This window comes from Pseudoalteromonas sp. SG43-1 (assembly GCF_014164415.1).
GTDB classification, from domain to species: Bacteria; Pseudomonadota; Gammaproteobacteria; order Enterobacterales; family Alteromonadaceae; genus Pseudoalteromonas; species Pseudoalteromonas distincta.
On sequence record NZ_JACJFD010000017.1, the window covers coordinates 63,404 to 80,231 of the forward strand.

At 39.4% G+C, this 16,828-nt stretch carries 15 protein-coding genes; 10 read left to right on the forward strand and 5 right to left on the reverse strand.

The window, feature by feature from the left end; all coding sequences use genetic code 11:
- Positions 1 to 44 precede the first annotated feature (44 nt).
- Entirely contained in the window at positions 45 to 944 is a 900-nt protein-coding gene (locus tag H5159_RS12795) for a Dyp-type peroxidase (RefSeq protein WP_182780398.1), read from the forward strand.
- Positions 945 to 951: 7 nt separating this feature from the next.
- On the opposite strand, the gene argR is transcribed toward H5159_RS12795, so the two are convergent.
- Positions 952 to 1,419 (reverse strand): transcriptional regulator ArgR, encoded by a 468-nt coding sequence (gene argR, locus H5159_RS12800; RefSeq protein WP_002957753.1) that lies wholly within the window; start codon positions 1,417 to 1,419, stop codon positions 952 to 954.
- A 225-nt stretch (positions 1,420 to 1,644) separates the two neighbouring features.
- On the opposite strand from argR, the gene mdh reads away from it, so the two are divergent.
- Positions 1,645 to 2,577, forward strand: a complete 933-nt coding sequence (gene mdh, locus H5159_RS12805; protein WP_007586102.1) for a malate dehydrogenase — start codon at positions 1,645 to 1,647, stop codon at positions 2,575 to 2,577.
- Positions 2,578 to 2,662: 85 nt separating this feature from the next.
- Here mdh and ispB read toward each other — a convergent pair whose 3' ends face one another.
- Positions 2,663 to 3,634 (reverse strand): octaprenyl diphosphate synthase, encoded by a 972-nt coding sequence (ispB, locus tag H5159_RS12810; protein WP_024596483.1) that lies wholly within the window; start codon positions 3,632 to 3,634, stop codon positions 2,663 to 2,665.
- Positions 3,635 to 4,056: 422 nt separating this feature from the next.
- Here ispB and rplU point away from each other — a divergent pair, with 422 nt between their 5' ends.
- The 7 genes from rplU to H5159_RS12845 all read left to right on the forward strand — a co-directional run bounded on the left by rplU (position 4,057) and on the right by H5159_RS12845 (position 8,897).
- The gene (rplU, locus tag H5159_RS12815) at positions 4,057 to 4,368 is read left to right on the forward strand and encodes a 50S ribosomal protein L21 (RefSeq protein WP_002957748.1); all 312 of its coding nucleotides are present in this window, start codon (positions 4,057 to 4,059) and stop codon (positions 4,366 to 4,368) included.
- A gap of 16 nt (positions 4,369 to 4,384) precedes the next feature.
- The gene (gene rpmA, locus H5159_RS12820) at positions 4,385 to 4,642 is read left to right on the forward strand and encodes a 50S ribosomal protein L27 (RefSeq protein WP_002957747.1); all 258 of its coding nucleotides are present in this window, start codon (positions 4,385 to 4,387) and stop codon (positions 4,640 to 4,642) included.
- Between the two features lie 138 nt (positions 4,643 to 4,780).
- Positions 4,781 to 5,938, forward strand: coding sequence for an Obg family GTPase CgtA (gene cgtA, locus H5159_RS12825; protein ID WP_002957746.1), 1,158 nt, complete (start codon positions 4,781 to 4,783; stop codon positions 5,936 to 5,938).
- Positions 5,939 to 6,011: 73 nt separating this feature from the next.
- Positions 6,012 to 6,503 carry a type 3 dihydrofolate reductase gene (folA, locus tag H5159_RS12830; RefSeq protein WP_002957745.1) on the forward strand — a complete coding sequence of 164 codons (492 nt, stop codon included), beginning with the start codon at positions 6,012 to 6,014 and terminating at the stop codon, positions 6,501 to 6,503.
- Positions 6,504 to 6,581: 78 nt separating this feature from the next.
- Complete coding sequence (locus tag H5159_RS12835; RefSeq protein WP_002957744.1) at positions 6,582 to 6,959, forward strand: DUF3718 domain-containing protein; 378 nt, start codon at positions 6,582 to 6,584, stop codon at positions 6,957 to 6,959.
- Positions 6,960 to 7,408: 449 nt separating this feature from the next.
- On the forward strand, positions 7,409 to 8,293 hold the full coding sequence (gene galU, locus H5159_RS12840) for a UTP--glucose-1-phosphate uridylyltransferase GalU (RefSeq protein ID WP_182780399.1): 885 nt from the start codon (positions 7,409 to 7,411) through the stop codon (positions 8,291 to 8,293).
- 130 nt (positions 8,294 to 8,423) lie between these two features.
- Positions 8,424 to 8,897, forward strand: a complete 474-nt coding sequence (locus H5159_RS12845) for a peroxiredoxin (protein ID WP_024594812.1) — start codon at positions 8,424 to 8,426, stop codon at positions 8,895 to 8,897.
- Between the two features lie 105 nt (positions 8,898 to 9,002).
- Here H5159_RS12845 and H5159_RS12850 read toward each other — a convergent pair whose 3' ends face one another.
- A complete protein-coding gene (locus H5159_RS12850; RefSeq protein WP_182780400.1) occupies positions 9,003 to 11,129 on the reverse strand; it encodes a S8 family peptidase in 2,127 nt (708 codons plus the stop codon).
- A gap of 328 nt (positions 11,130 to 11,457) precedes the next feature.
- Between H5159_RS12850 and H5159_RS12855 the strand changes: the two genes are divergently transcribed.
- Positions 11,458 to 12,642: an NAD(P)/FAD-dependent oxidoreductase gene (locus H5159_RS12855; RefSeq protein ID WP_182780401.1), complete on the forward strand. Its 1,185-nt coding sequence runs from the start codon at positions 11,458 to 11,460 to the stop codon at positions 12,640 to 12,642.
- Positions 12,643 to 12,644: 2 nt separating this feature from the next.
- Here H5159_RS12855 and H5159_RS12860 read toward each other — a convergent pair whose 3' ends face one another.
- Both H5159_RS12860 and H5159_RS12865 read right to left on the reverse strand, forming a co-directional pair.
- Positions 12,645 to 13,748 (reverse strand): GGDEF domain-containing protein, encoded by a 1,104-nt coding sequence (locus tag H5159_RS12860; protein ID WP_182780402.1) that lies wholly within the window; start codon positions 13,746 to 13,748, stop codon positions 12,645 to 12,647.
- Between the two features lie 251 nt (positions 13,749 to 13,999).
- Entirely contained in the window at positions 14,000 to 16,768 is a 2,769-nt protein-coding gene (locus tag H5159_RS12865; protein WP_182780403.1) for a prolyl oligopeptidase family serine peptidase, read from the reverse strand.
- Positions 16,769 to 16,828 lie beyond the last annotated feature (60 nt).

Consider the following 16,828-nt stretch of genomic DNA (forward strand, 5'->3'; position numbering starts at 1 on the left):
TTTGTTATTCGCTGTGTTTTTATCTGTAAAACTAAGGAATAACAATGGCGCAAGCGCAATCAGGGATTTGTGCTGAAGCAAACTTACACGGTTTGCACTTATTTTTTAATGTGTTTGATGGTCAAGATGAATCACTTCGCGCAAAGTTAAAACAAGTAAGCGCCATTGAAGAAGAGTTTAGCGATCAATTTTCAGAATCAATGCTCTCTTGTATGGTTGCTATCGGTGCGCAATATTGGCCGCATATCCTCCCTGAATACATCCCAAGCGAATTACAGAGCTTTCCTAATATAAACCATAGCGATCATCAAATGAGCGTACAACCGTGCGATTTATTTGTGCAAATTCGCTCTGACCGTGAAGACGTTAACCATTTATTTGCGCTGCAAGTTTTAAAATTATTTGCCCCCGATGTTGAGCTGGTGGAGCAAATTCGTAATTTTCGCTTTTTAGATGGTCGTGATTTTAATGGTTTTATTTATGGTGGCGATACAGCTCATGGAAGAAAAAAGCGCGCTACGGCTTTAATTAGTAACCCTGGTAATTTTGAAGATCAGGGAAGTTATATTCATGTACAGCGTTATAAGCATGACTTAACTATGTGGCAGCACTTATCATTGAGCGAGCAAGAACAAATAATGGGGCGTACGCGCCTTGATAACACACTAATTACCCCCGCAATTGAAACCAGCCATGCTTCGCGAAGTGAGCTAAAAGACGAAGACGGACAACCGCTACTATTAAATCAGAGCATGCCTTATGGCGATGTGTATGAGCAGGGAATGTTATCAATTACATGCGCTTGTACGGGTACCGCATTTGAAAAAGTACTTAATAGTCGTTTAGGGGAAGGGGATTGTTACGACCACTGGCTTGATTTTACTCAAGCCGATATGGGTTCTGCTTTCTTTGCGCCTTCAGTCGGGTTTTTAAAACAAATTTAGTTTGCTATTAAACCGTATCAAATAAAATGCGAACACGTTCAAGTGTTACATCTATTTCAGATATTTTAGCAGGAGCGATAAAAATAGTATCGTCGCCTGCAATTGTTCCTAGTACGCCATCTGCTTTACCTAATGAATCTAATAAACGCGCAATAAGCTGAGCAGCACCTGGGCTGGTACGAATGATGATCATCATTTCGTTGTGCATAATGTCGATTACTAATTGGCGTAATGGGCTTTTAGCCGTAGGTACACCCATTTCAGCAGGTAAGCAGTAAACCATTTCTTGCTTGGCATTACGTGTGCGTACAGCGCCAAATTTACTTAACATGCGTGATACTTTACTTTGGCTTATATTGTCAAAGCCTTGATCTTTTAACGCATCAACTATTTCGCCTTGAGAGCCAAAATTTTCTTCTTTTAATAGTGATTTAAATGCTTTTACCAGTGCTTCTTGTTTATCTTGCGGTTGCATAGTCTTTATTCGTTTTTGTTATTTATGCTGCAAATTCTACACAAAAATGAATAATTATGCAGCAGTTGTTTAGTTAACTTGCCAGTTTGATGCGTTAAATCACAAAAGTTTACGACTATGGTCGAAAATATACTTGAAATAGACAGGATAAATTTGTTTTTAGTCGCTAATTTCATTATCTTAAGAGCCACAAATGTTTCCTACCTCAAATTACGGAGAATTCCAATGAAAGTTGCTGTATTAGGTGCTGCAGGCGGTATCGGCCAAGCGTTATCTTTATTATTAAAAACAGGCTTACCAGCTGGCTCTGAATTATCACTTTATGATGTTGCACCAGTAGTACCAGGTGTTGCGGTTGACCTTTCTCACATCCCAACAGATGTTAAAGTAGCAGGCTTTGGCGCAGACGAATTAAACAAAGCGCTTGAAGGCTCTGATATCGTTCTTATCCCAGCGGGTATGCCACGTAAACCAGGTATGGATCGTGCTGATTTATTTAATGTAAATGCTGGCATCATCAAAACTTTAGCAGAAGGGATTGTTGCTAGCTGTCCTAAAGCGTTAGTAGGTATTATTACTAACCCAGTAAACGGCACAGTTCCAATTGTTGCTGAAGTATTCAAAAAAGCAGGTACTTACGACGCTAAACGCGTATTCGGTATTACTACGCTTGACGTTATTCGTTCAGAAGCATTTGTTGCTGAACTTAAAGGCGTAGACGTAGCAACTGTAAAAGTACCAGTAATTGGTGGTCACTCAGGCACAACTATTCTGCCTCTACTTTCTCAAGTTGAAGGTGTTTCTTTCACTGATGAAGAAGTTGCTGCACTTACTCCACGTATCCAAAATGCGGGTACTGAAGTTGTAAATGCTAAAGCAGGCGGTGGTTCAGCTACGCTATCTATGGGTGCTGCTGCAGCTCGTTTTTGTATGTCTTTAGTTAAAGGCCTACAAGGTGAAGAAGTTGTAGATTACGCTTACGTTGCTGTTGAAAATGGCGATGCAGAGTACTTTGCACATCCAGTACGTTTAGGTAAAAACGGCGTAGAAGAAATTCTTTCTTACGGCGAACTAAGCGCATTTGAAACAAAAGCAAAAAATGACATGCTTGAAACTCTGAAAAAAGACATCAAAGAAGGTGTTGATTTCATGGCGTAATAGCCGCTTTAAGCAACAAAAAAGCCTGCATTTGCAGGCTTTTTTATTGCTCAGAATTAATGTCACACTGTGTAACTAGTTAAAACTAGTGGTCGCGGTCAACCGCAATACGGGCAAGGCTTATAAGTGCTTGCTTATAGTCAGACTCAGCTAAAAAGTCTAAACAGGCAATGGCTTTTTCGGCCTCAAGCTCTGCTTTTTGCATTGTAAACTCAAGCGCATTAGTTTGTTTTAGTGCAGTTAAAATTTCTTCTAAATGCTCCATACCATTACTGTGCTCTATTGCATCACGAATGAGCTGTGTTTGCTGCTCGCTACCATGTTGCATAGCATAAATAAGCGGAAGGGTTGGTTTGCCTTCTGCTAAATCATCGCCAATGTTTTTACCTAGCTGCTCAGCATCTGCATTGTAATCGAGTACGTCATCTACTAGTTGAAACGCAGTACCTAAATGCATACCGTATAGGTTTAGTGCATCAAGTGTCGCTTGGTCTTGCTCTGTGATAATGGCAGCAAGGCCTGTAGCTGCTTCAAATAATTTAGCCGTTTTAGAGTAAATAACCTGCATATAGCTGGCTTCAGTCGTATCTGGGTCATTGCAGTTCATCAGCTGCAATACTTCACCTTCAGCAATAATGTTTGTTGCATCGGCAAGTACTTGCATAATCTGCATTTTTCCAAGGCCAACCATAAGCTGAAATGAGCGAGTGTAAATAAAGTCACCAACCAATACGCTAGCAGCATTACCAAATTCAGCATTTGCTGTAGGCGTGCCACGTCGTAAGTTTGATTCATCTACAACATCATCATGCAATAGCGTTGCTGTATGGATAAACTCAACAATTGTTGCAAGTGTTATGTGATCTTTACCCTGATAACCGAGCGCTTTGGCTGCTAAAATAGCCAGCATTGGACGAACGCGTTTGCCGCCACTGCTAACTATATATAAACCAAGCTGATTAACTAACGCCACATCTGAGCGCATTTGCGCATGTATAAGTTGATTGACGTCATTCATATCGCTTTCGATTAACGCCTGGATAGCTTTTATATCCATTGATCTCCGAGCCAATTTTTATGTGTGAACGGCGCAGATTGTACAACAAAAAATGCACTAGCTCGATATTTTGTGACGATTGATTGAAAAAACACTATTAAAGTACTTAATTTAGACTGAATTAGCCAAGATAACTGATTAATTGATAATCAATATAGAGTTTATGGTGTGCTTAGATATTGAGCTGTGAGGGTCATATTTGAGTACATTAATTTATTTCGGCTAAGAGTTAAAAAGCGCTTGGCAAAAGGGCCAATTAATATAAAATGGGGTAAATATTGAATTGCTCTCAAAGCAGCTACTTTTTATTCATTTTAATTACAAAATAGGCTTGCTAGTTATTTCGCGTTAGCGTAAACTTCGCGCCCTATCGAAGAATATTTTAGTTGCGCCGATTTGAGGGTGCACAGACGGAGTTAATTATGTACGCGGTTTTCCAAAGTGGTGGTAAACAGCATCGTGTGACTGAAGGTCAAACGATTCGTCTTGAAAAATTAGACGTTGAAACTGGTGCGGCAGTAGAATTTGATTCAGTACTTTTAGTTGCTGATGGTGAGAAAATCGAGATCGGTGTACCGTTCGTAAACGGTGGCAAGATAACAGCTGAGGTTGTTTCACATGGTCGCGGTGAGAAGATTAAGGTTGTTAAATTTAGACGCCGTAAGCATTCTCGTAAGCAAATGGGCCATCGTCAATGGTTCACTGAAGTTAAAATCACTAGCATTAGCGCTTAATTAGAGGTACTTAGAAATGGCACATAAAAAAGCAGCTGGTAGTACTCGTAACGGTCGCGATTCAGAAAGCAAACGCCTTGGTGTTAAGCGTTTTGGTGGCGAATCAGTTCTAGCGGGTAGCATCATTGTTCGTCAGCGTGGAACTCGTTTCCACCCTGGTACTAACGTAGGTATCGGTAAAGACCACACTATCTTCGCAAAAGCAGATGGTAAAGTTCAGTTTGAACAAAAAGGTCCTTTAAACCGTAAATACGTAACTATCGTAACTGAGTAATCAGTAAGGTAGTTAAAAACCCCGCCTTTGCGGGGTTTTTTGTTTTGTAGTCAGCCAATATATACCCAAGCCTGCATTTGTGCTGGCTTGGGTATATAATAGAGTTATTAAACAAGCCAATCCCTAAAGTGAGTAATCATGAAGTTTGTAGATGAAGTAGAAATTCGCGCAGAAGCTGGAGACGGTGGCAGCGGCATCGTGTCTTTCCGTCGTGAAAAATATGTTCCAGATGGTGGACCAGACGGCGGTGACGGTGGAGACGGTGGTAGTGTTTATCTACAAGCTGATGAAAACTTAAATACCTTAATTGATTATCAGTTTGAGCGCTTCCATAGAGCTGAACGTGGTACTAACGGTCGTAGCCGTAACTGTACAGGCCGAAAAGCTGATGACTTATTTGTTATGGTGCCTGTGGGCACGCGCATCATGGATGTTGATACCCAAGAGGGACTTGGCGATTTAACGCAACATGGTCAACGAATTTTGGTTGCAAAAGGTGGTTTCCACGGCTTGGGGAATGCGCGTTTTAAATCAAGTACTAACCGAGCACCTCGTCAAAAAACATTAGGCACACCAGGTGAAGTACGTAACTTAAAATTAGAGTTACTATTATTAGCTGATGTTGGCTTACTTGGATTGCCAAATGCCGGTAAATCTACGTTTATCCGCAGTGTATCTGCAGCAAGACCAAAAGTAGCTGATTACCCATTCACGACGCTTATTCCTAATTTAGGTGTAGTACGTCCTGAAGCAAATAAATCATTTGTTATAGCCGATATTCCGGGTCTAATTGAAGGTGCATCTGATGGCGCAGGCCTAGGTATTCGCTTTTTGAAACATTTAGAGCGTTGTCGTGTGTTATTACACATTATTGATGTAATGCCGGTAGATGGTTCAAACCCTGTTGATAATGCGTTTTCGATTATTAACGAGCTGCACCAATACAGCCCTAAATTAGCTGAGAAGCCACGCTGGTTAGTATTTAATAAAATAGATTTATTACCAGAGGATGAAGCAAAAGCGTTATGCGAATCGATTGCAGAAGAGCTGGGCGAAACTGAAAATATCTATCACATTTCAGCAATTAATAAACTTAACACTCAACCATTAATCCACAACATAATGACACTACTTGATAGCATGCCTAAAGAGAAGTTTGTACAAGTGGAAGATGAAGAAGTTGAATTTAAGTGGGATACCTATCATGAAAAAGCCACTAAAGGTAAGGGCAATGATGATGATTGGGATGACTGGGATGAAGATGATTATGACGTAGAAGTTGTCTACGAGCGTTAATTAAATAGAATTTACTAAAAAGGAGCTTATGCTCCTTTTTCTTTGTTTAAGAATAAAGTACTAGGTGTTTATTATGATAATTTCAATGATTGCAGCAATGGCAAATAACCGTGTAATTGGTCTAGATAATAAAATGCCATGGCATTTACCTGCAGATCTTCAGCATTTTAAAAAGGTCACTACGGGTAAGCCTGTGATCATGGGTCGTAAAACTTTTGAGTCTATAGGCCGTCCATTACCTGGGCGCCGTAATATTATTATTACTCGAAACAGCGAATATACTGCACAGGGTATTGAAGTAGTAACTACGCCAGATGCCGCATTAGAACTCGTTACTACTGCTGAAGAAGTAATGATTATTGGTGGTGGTAATATCTATGAGCAATTTTTACCAAAAGCAGAACGCCTGTATCTAACTTTTATTGATTTAGATGTTAAAGGCGATACACAGTTTCCAGATTACAATAAAGTTGCTAATTGGTACGTGAAAGAAGAGCAAGAAAACCATCCGGATGACAAGAATTTATCTAGTTATAAATTCGTAACTTTATATAAAGAACGTTAACATTATTGCGTAAATTTTGATAGATTGATATAATATTCGATAGTCTATATAAGAACAAAGTATTATAAAGGGTTTGTCATGTTTAAATTACCAAAGCTAGTTGCACTTACTGCCGTTGTAGCTGTTAGTTCGTTTTCGTATACAGCACCTGTAAATGCTGAAGATCAATTAGCAGTATCTATTTGTGAATATATTGCGGCAGACGATAAAAACCGATTACGCAGCAAGCTTAAAAGCTCTCGTGTAAAAATTCGTAATATTTATGATGCAGTACAATGTAATGGTAATAACTTATTACGTCATGCTGTTGCTAGTAATGCAGTAGATACTGGTGAGTATATAGTTAAAAACTTATCAAAAAGTGCGTTAACAGATGGTGCTGATATTGCTTGGGCTGAAGGTAATTTTGCCAGCTCACCACTTATTGCAGTAATTAAAGATCGTGCAGGTCTTTAATTATAAAAAGGTTTTGCAACTCTACCTTTAGTTAGAAATTTATTGGTCTGGGTTTGTTATTTATAGCAAACCCAGGCTTTTTTCATTTAGCTAATGTAATCTCACCCCACAACAAAATCATTAATAAACTTCATAACTTTCCTGCTCATTTTAAATAACCAAAAATGTAGAGTCTTTATTTAATAAACAGCTTCAAATTTACTTCTTCAAAAGAGGTAACTTTATTCAGCTGGTATCTATTTTGTATCTGCTAGTTTGTACCAATACGCAATAATACTTAATTATTTTGCGGGGCTAAACGTGTCGCTACCGGTGTTAAAAAATTCTTATTTAGAACAACTAAGTAGCGAATTTTTTGCCTAGCTATCAACACGTTTTTCCATCCTCAAAATAGATCACTTAATTAAGCGAATTGATATTATTTACAAACTTAATCACTAAGGACAGATATGAAAGCTGTAATTCCAGTAGCTGGCTTAGGGACGAGAATGCTCCCTATGACAAAAGCTATCCCAAAAGAAATGCTCCCAATAGTCGATAAGCCTCTAATTCAATATATTGTCAGCGAATGTGTGTCCGCTGGCATTAAAGATATTGTGTTAGTTACGCATAGCTCTAAAAATGCAATCGAAAACCACTTTGATACAAGTTATGAACTAGAAGCGACTCTTGAGAAGCGTGTTAAACGAGCTTTATTAGATGAAATTCGCTCTATTTGTCCAAATGATGTAACTATTATGAGTGTACGCCAAGGTGAAGCTAAAGGGCTTGGACATGCTATTTTATGCGCTAAACCAATAGTTGGTGATAACAACTTTGTTGTGCTCCTGCCAGATGTGATACTTGATGCCTATACTGCGGATCAAGAGACTGAAAATTTAGCTGCAATGATTAAACGCTTTAAAGAAACTCAAGCAAGCCAAATAATGCTTGAGCCGGTAGCTAAAGAAGACGTTAGTAAATATGGTATTGCTGATATAAACGGTGTTGAGTTAATGCCAGGTAAAAGTGCTGCAATTAAAGCAATGGTTGAAAAACCTGATGCAGATTTAGCGCCTTCTAATCTGGCTGTTGTAGGGCGATATGTACTGAGTAAGAATATTTGGCCTCTACTTGCAAAAACGTCTGTAGGTGCTGGCGGTGAAATACAACTTACAGATTCTATTGACGCATTAATGGCACAAGAAACCGTTGAAGCATTTCATATGAGTGGTAGCTCTCACGATTGTGGAGATAAGTTAGGTTACTTAAAAGCAATTGTTGAGTACAGTCTGCGAGATGAAAAGCTAGGTAATGATTTTTCAAGTTTTATAAATGATTTGAATTTACCTTAATACAGCGCGTATTCTTCGTTCTATGGTAGGCTATTTTGAGCTACTAAGTTAGCCGTACTTTTTATACCTAGTAGTAGGCTACGTAGTACGATTGTTACTTATTCTGTATTAATCTTTTCAAGGAATTACCATGATTGAGCAAGGCCAAGAATTACCAGCAGTGACGTTAACGCAATTAACTGACGACGGTATGCAATCTCTTACAAATAAAGAATTGTTTGAAGGTAAAAAAGTCGTGTTATTTGCAGTACCAGGTGCGTTTACACCAACGTGTTCAAATGCCCATTTACCTGAATTTATTACCCTTGCTGATAAAATTAAAGCAAAAGGTGTTGATGCTATTTACTGTGTATCTGTTAATGATGCATTTGTTATGAAAGCATGGGGTGATTCACAAAACGCGCAAGAAATTACAATGCTTGGGGATGGCGATGGAAGTTTCACTAAATCGTTAGGGCTTGATAAAGATACTGCTAGTTTTGGTGGTATACGTTCAACGCGTTACGCTATGATTATTGAAAATGCGCTAGTAACAGGTTTATTTGTAGAACAAGACAAAGAGTTTGTTGTAAGCCGCGCAGAATCAGTACTAGAGAAGCTATAACAGTAATAAAGTGTAGATTTTAGCTTTAACTAATCTGCTAGTTATTATTGAAAAACCGATGTTGGCAACAACATCGGTTTTTTTATTAAAGGCCCAAACTTTAAATTACGGTTGGTATTGCCCGCTAAGCGTTAAACCAGAGAAAGTGCTATAAGCGTTAACGCTTAAGTGCCAAGTACCTGCTTGTGGATTAGTAAATGTACATGTTTCTGCATTGCCATTTTTATAAGGGCGGCAATCGTATGAGCTTGCTGTTGGTTGGCTACCGTATTTTACAAATAAATCAGCATCGCCACTGCCATCCGATGTTGTTACTGTAAACGTACTCATTCCAGCTGGTACATCTAACGTGTAATGTTTCCACTGCCCAGTATTGGCTGACACATCGCTTATAGTGCCGCCGCCTGCTTGTGGAGTACCTGAACCGCCACCCGATGATGAACCACCAGTAATATTACCTACCAAGCTAACAGCTGAATACGCAGAGTAGCCGTTAAGCATTACGTGGTAAGTTCCCGCAGTAGGGTTATCAATAGAACACTCTTCGCTATTACCGCCTTTATATGGACGACAATCATAGGTAGTAGTTGTAGGTTTACTGCCTGCACGTACGTATAAATCAGCATCGCCAGTACCACCACTCATAGTGAATGTTACGTTAGTTGCACCGCTTGGTACTGTCATCGTGTAAAATGCTTGTGCATTTGGAGCCCCACTTAAACCTGTTTTAGCTTCACCATTAATAAGCTCGCTATCGCCACCTGTAGGTGGAGTAGTGCCGCCACTTGCTGCTGCAACAGCTGCGGCAGCATCAACAATACCCGTACCACAGCTAGTACATGTTGCAGGGAACGAACGGGTAGTTGATTTTAAAATACTTTCTATTTCGTCAGGCGTTGCATCTGGTTTTGCTTGCTTAATAAGTGCCGCAACACCTGCTACGTGAGGCGCAGCCATTGATGTACCTTGTGAAAAGCCATAGCTGTCGCTTGAAGGTGTAGACGAACCTGAATTGTATGTTGATAAAACGCCTTCAGAGTCGTTTGCAAAGCTTTGTGCGCCGCCTGGTGCTGCAACATCAATATTGCTACCGTAGTTTGAGTAATAAGCTCTGCCGCCATTACGGCCCACTGAGGCTACATTTACTACACCGTTACAGTTACCTGGGTTGTAGTTTGCTGAGTTATCGTTATCGTTACCTGCAGCAATAACTACCACAGTGCCGTTACTACGTGCTGTGTTAATTGCATTTTGAGTTGTAGAGCTACATGAACCGCTGCCACCTAAACTCATATTAATTACATCAGCAGGGTTTGAGTTAGCAGGTATACCTGAAACACTTCCACCAGATGCCCAAATAATACCATCTGCAATATCAGAGGTTAAACCACCACACTTACCTAGTACACGAACAGGCACTACTTTTGCGTTATAAGCTACGCCTGCAACACCTTCACCGTTATTGGTTACCGCAGCAACTGTGCCGGCTACGTGCGTGCCATGCCAGCTAGAGTTTTGTGCACCGTTAGTGCCACATTCATTCGCAGCAACTGCATCACCAGGATCACGTGCATCGCTATCGCGACCACCACCGTCATTAGCTACCGAAAGGTTAGAGATCATATCGTAACCCGGTAAAATATTAGCGTTTAAATCAGCATGAGGGCGGTAGCCCGTATCTAGTACAGCTACAACTACACCGCTACCCGTTGCGGTATCCCATGCGGTCGGTAAGTTTAAACCACCGGCTTGCTCGTAGTAGTGCCATTGGTCATCAAAACGTGGATCGTTAGGAGTTGAAAACGGCTTTAGCATTTGATCCACTTCAATGTATTCAACATTGCCAGAATCAACCATTTCTTGCATAAACTCTTGGGCCTCAGCCGCACTTAATTTTTTATCAGCACGCATTACGTGATGATTATTAAGTGCCATTGCACGAACGTATTTTGCTTTTACTTTGCCTTTTTTAGAAGCGAAGTTTTTAACAAAGCTTTGTGCGCGCTTTTTCATGCTAGCTGGGCTTGCGTCTGCAGTTGAGAGGCTCGCCATTTCGTTATTATTTTTATATTTAATAATGAACTGAGTTTCGAAACCGCCTTGGCTTTGTAGTTTAGCTGATGTTTCAGCCATTGAACTTGAAACCGATTGAGCCATGCCAGATGTTGCTGCAAAAAGCGTACTAACTGTAATTGCAATTGCGCATCTTTTAAAAGTTTTACTTGTTGTCATAATTATCCCTAGATTTTTATTTATTATTTCGTGATGTAGGATCACGATGCGGGAACAAAAGTAAACTATCTGTTAATTTGGTTAAAATATCAATTTAGTATGTACCTCTTTCATTTAGTTATAACTCAGGTTTTTAGCGGTTTACTCGTTGTTTAGTATTTGTCATATAAATTGAAAATAAGTATAAAGGGTTGGTTTTTTGTGCGGGTAATTATTCCTCTCTTATTACTGATGCGTTTTTGTTGTGTTATTACTAATAATTCAAATGCTGCGCTGTTAGCTATTAAATTTTGCTATAATCGAGCAAATTTTTTAATGAGATAAATAAATGACCCAAGTAGATGTAATTGTAATAGGTGCGGGAGCAGCAGGATTAATGTGTGCAGCGCAAGCTGGATACCGTGGCCGAAGCGTTACAGTACTTGATATGGGAAAAAAACCAGGTCGTAAAATTTTAATAAGTGGTGGTGGGCGTTGCAATTTTACAAATGAAAATGCAACCCCGGATAACTACTTATGCACAAACTCTCATTTTGTTAAATCATGCTTAAGTCGTTATACACAGCATGACTTTATTGAGCTGGTGGACAGGCATGGCTTGGCATATCACCATAAAACACTAGGTCAGCTTTTTTGCGATAACAATGCACAAGACATTGTTGATATTTTACTGACCGAATGTGAGTGGGCCGGGGTAAATATAAAGCTACGCAACGAAGTGATCAGCGTATCAAAAACCGAAATCGGCTATAGCGTTACCACAGAGCAAGAAACATTAAGCTGTGAGTCGTTAGTCATTGCATCAGGTGGCTTAACCATGCCAAAACTAGGTGCAACACCAATAGGTTATAAAATTGCAGAGCAGTTTGGATTAAGTGTATTACCAACTATGGCTGCACTTGTACCGTTTACTTTGCATCAGCACGATAAAGAGCGTTTTGAAGGGCTCTCGGGAATTAGTATTCCTTGTGAAGTTTCAAGCGAAGACGGCACTGTATTTAAAGAAAATATCCTCTTTACCCACCGAGGGTTATCGGGCCCTGCAATATTGCAAATAAGCTCATTTTGGCGAGCAGGGCAGGCTGTTACTATAAACCTATTACCTGAAATTGATTTAAGGCAGCAACTTGCCGATTGGCGAGAAGCGCAAGCCCAAAAGTCGCTAAAAAACAGCCTGGCAACTATTTTACCAAAGCGCTTTATTGAAATACTACACGAAAGCAAAGCTATCCCAGATTGTAATATTAATCAGCTTACACATGCTCAAATAGATGAGTTAGTAAATTACATTCATGCGTGGCAAATTAAACCCAATGGCACAGAAGGTTATAGAACAGCAGAAGTAACATTGGGCGGTGTAGATACCGACGAGTTGAGCTCAAAAACCTTTGAAGCTAAAAAAGCTAAAGGCCTATACTTTATAGGCGAAGTAACTGACGTAACAGGGTGGCTTGGAGGCTACAACTTCCAATATGCGTGGAGCTGTGGATTTGCTTGTGGGCAGTATGCTTAGGTTTAGGCTATAAACCCATTTAAGTAAGTTGATTGAGCGATAACGGTTGAATCGTTATCGCTAACACATACTTTATTGCGTCCATTATTTTTAGCCTTATATAGCGCTGTATCAGCCCGCTCCAGTAGTTTTAGCACTGTATCGTCTTTTTGTATCGTTGCTAATCCAATACTTATAGTAAATGCTACATTTGTAACTGTGTTTTCGGCAATATACTTTCTCAGGTCATCGGCTTTTTTAGCGCTATCATTTAAAGAGGTGTTGGATAAAATAATAGTGAATTCTTCTCCACCCCATCGCGCAATAAGTGCGTCATTTCCCATACGGCTTTTTAATATTTTTGCAAATTCAGTTAGCACGTTATCACCAACCAAATGCCCGTAGGTATCGTTTATATTTTTGAAGTGATCTATATCGCAAATAAGTAAGCAATGTGGGGTTTTAAAAACGTCATTTTTAGCAATTAACTGTGATAATTCAAAATCAAATTTTTGCCTGTTATAAAGCCCCGTTAACTTATCGGTTTCTGCTAAGTGTTGAATTTCTAAGTTACGGATAGATAATCGAGTGTATGCCGAAAACCGTGTTTTTTCGTAAAACCTAAAAATTAAAATATGAGCAAGGCTTACCTCTATAAGATTAAATAAAGAGCCTAAGCCAATTGTTACAGTTTGCTGTTGTTGTAAATACACAAGATACGCACAAATAGCAAAAGCGACTGCACTAAATAGGCTTCCCCAGTTTCTTCCAACTAAAAAAAATGTGAATGGCGGAATAAGCGTGGCCCAAAATAAAGAGTGGGCATGGCCACCAACTGAAATCACAAACATTAAAATTAAACTAACAATCATCAATGTAACGGCCCAAGAGGCTACATTTACATTAGCTGTTTTATTAAACCAAATACAAATACCGAGCGATATAAAAAGGCCAAAAGCATCAATAAGCGCTATTTCGTAGCTTGCAAAATAAAAGAGATTGAGCAGGGTTAAAACTAAAAAGTAACATGTAGTTATTAGCAAGGAGTGGGCTATTAAGCGAGTGCGCCAAAAGTCCTTGTGATCTTTAGGGTACTGTGGAAACTCTTTGTACCAAAAACTTAGCATAATGAGCGACTCTTTAACCTCTGAATTTAGTGATTATTACTTATATTAGGCTTTTATTATAGTTTTTTACTTTGATTAAAACGCTTATATACGGTGGTGTTTATAAAAGTTTAAAGATCATTACAGCATTTTTCAAAGGTATGAAGGACTAGGTAGTGACTGATTACTTAAATGTAATATGCCTCGCCTTGATTTAATTGACGCAGAGCTCGCCGTTATCGCTTACGTAGAGCTCTGAATAAATGTTATATCTATTCCTCTATAAATGCCTCGCCTTGTGTCATCCACTTAGCAGCAGGTTTGCCTTTTAAGTAATGATCAAAGTACTGCATCATACGTACTGAAAAATCGACCTGATTAGGAAACTTTTTCAAGTGGTGTGGTTCACCTTCGTATTGTAAAAAGGTTGCATCTTTACCTGCGCGACGAAGCGCTAAGTAGTACTGCACGCCTTCGTGCCAAGGCACTGCATCGTCTTTATCGCCAAACATAATTAAAATAGGGGTATTTACTTTATCTGCAAAAAACACCGGTGAGTTTTCTATGTACAGCTCTGGTGCTTCAAATAAGTTTTTACCTATACGGCTTTGCCCTGTTTCGTATTGAAACTGACGAGCAAGACCTGATTTCAAACGTATGCCACTGTAAGCACTGGTCATGTTTGATACTGGCGCGCCAGATACAACCGCTTTAAACATATCTGTTTGGGTTATCATAAACGCACTTTGATAGCCTGCCCAAGAGTGACCTTGTAAGCCTATTTTATCTGGGTCGGCTATACCTAAATCTATTAATTTTTGGGTGGCGTTTATCATGGTTTGCGTTGACGATTTACCCGGGTGACCTATTTCAAAACGAATGTCAGGTAAAAATACCGCATAACCGTTTGAGGTAAACATAGGGAAATTAGGGCGATGGTTTAATTCCATTTTAGGAAAATCAAACATGCGTTGACTCATGTAACGATAAAAATACACAACCACAGGTACTTTATCGCCTTTTTTATATCCCGCTGGTTTTATTAGTACACCTTGTAAATCTTCACCGTCAAAGCCTTTATAGCTTATTAGTTCTGGCTTTTCGCCCCAGGCAAAATTACTAATTTGTGGGTTTAGCGTGGTCACTTGTTTTGGTGAACTAAAGCTAAAATCTGTTTGGTAGTAATCAGGAAATTGGCTATAAGTTTGCGAGGTAAATAAGTACTTGTCAGCCTTTTTGGCTTTTTTAACCATATCAAAGCGTTTATCACCGCTAAGCACCTTAGTTAGTGTGTTAGTGGTTAAGTCGAGCTTTGCAACTTCGCTTTGTTTAGTTTGTAAGTTAATAGCAGAGACAAGTAATGTATCGCCTTTTTTAAAGCCCACTTGGGTTTTATCAAGCTTAATAACACGGTACTGCGTATTGCTTTGCTTACCATTAGTTAGGCGTTTAGCTTGCTGCGTTTTTACATCAAACGCCCAAATATCGTATTTACTATAAGCAAGCACTTGGCTGCTATCGGTCATCCAACCAGCAAAACCATAACCAGGTTGAGTAGATGGGTAGTCGTGTTTATCATCAGCAAAGGTTGCCTGAATCGCTTTTGTAAGCGGTGTTACTTTATTATTTTTTAAATCTTTTAACTGTATTTGGCTATCGCTAAAATAAGCTGCAAACTCACCATTAGGGGCAAGGCTCGGTCTAAACGGGTAGTTACTTATAATTGGAGTTTGTTTACCGGTGTGTGTATTTACTGCAAAGTAATCAGCAAAAAAACCGCCGTACATAATTTTTTTTAGGTAGGGGATGTTAGATGAGCCAAGTAAAGATATATCTCGCTGAGGGTTTAGTGCAACCTCAGGCATGTTTGGTGTACTAAGTTGCGCAACTTTTTGCGAGTTAACGTGATACACCGCACTGTAATGGCGATTTTTATTAACTTCGTTCCATTGCTGCTCTTCACGTGGTTTTATTTGCGCATCGTTGTTGTGCCATACATTAAGACCTTTATGCTCACGTATGGTATCAAAGTCGTACAATGAAGCTTCGTCGGTATACTCTTTAGCTTTTACTTTAGCTGCTAATTTTGGATGGTTTTCAAAATATAAGCGCTCGCCATTTTCTGACCATTCAAGGGTGGCTGTTTTCCCTAACGTCCATGTTTTATTAGGTGAATCTATAGTTGAGAGCTTCTCGTTTTTATATAGCTGTAAAGTGTAGTTTCGGCGGCGCGTGTCATCATTTACATAGTTACCCAATGTAAACGCTGCAATATTGTCAGTGGGGTGCCACGCTATTTTATTTGCGATTACGCCCGGTTCATCAATTAATACGCTGCTATTAAAGTCACTGAGCTCAATTAACGCTATTTGGTTGTTATTACCATCGCTGTAACTTTGACTCACTAATAGCTGGCTGTTAGCTGAGTTAATAGCGTAGCTAAATACGTTTTCTATTGTATGTGTGCGTTTATCAGATAAATTTACGATAACAAGCGCATAGCTCTTGTCTTTTTTATCGGGCGTGATAGCGTTGTCTTCTTCGTTTTTAGTGCTATCGGTTTTATCTTCTACTTTTGCGTCATCGTCTTTTTTATTTAAACGATAAGCAAGCCACATACCGTCATCAGATAACGTGTAATCTTTTACATTAGCAAAGCTTTGTTGGGCACCTGATTGTGTGTTTACGAGTACCAGATTGTTTTTAAGTGTGTCTTTTTTTTTGGTTGTTTCTTTTTCAAGTAAGGTAGGTACTTGTGTAAAGGCGACCCAGTTAGCGGCTTTATTAATATGAGGCTTAGTGCCGCGTTCTACTTCTGCGATGAGTGTATTGCTTTGTAGTGAGTAAACTTGACCAGTTGCATTTCCACGATACGGCGTTGCACTAAAAGTGAGTACTTGACCATTGTCAGATAGTTGTGTGCTTTTAGCTGATTTAAAACTAAATACGTCTTTAAATTGTAGCGATTCTTTGGCGTGTATGCCGGTGCTAGTTAAGCTGGCAACGAGTGCCGTGCTTAATAAGGTGAGTTTTGTTTTCATTATTGATTCTCGTATTATGACATTGTTTCATTGTAACGAGTTTGGTTCATAATTCGAGCG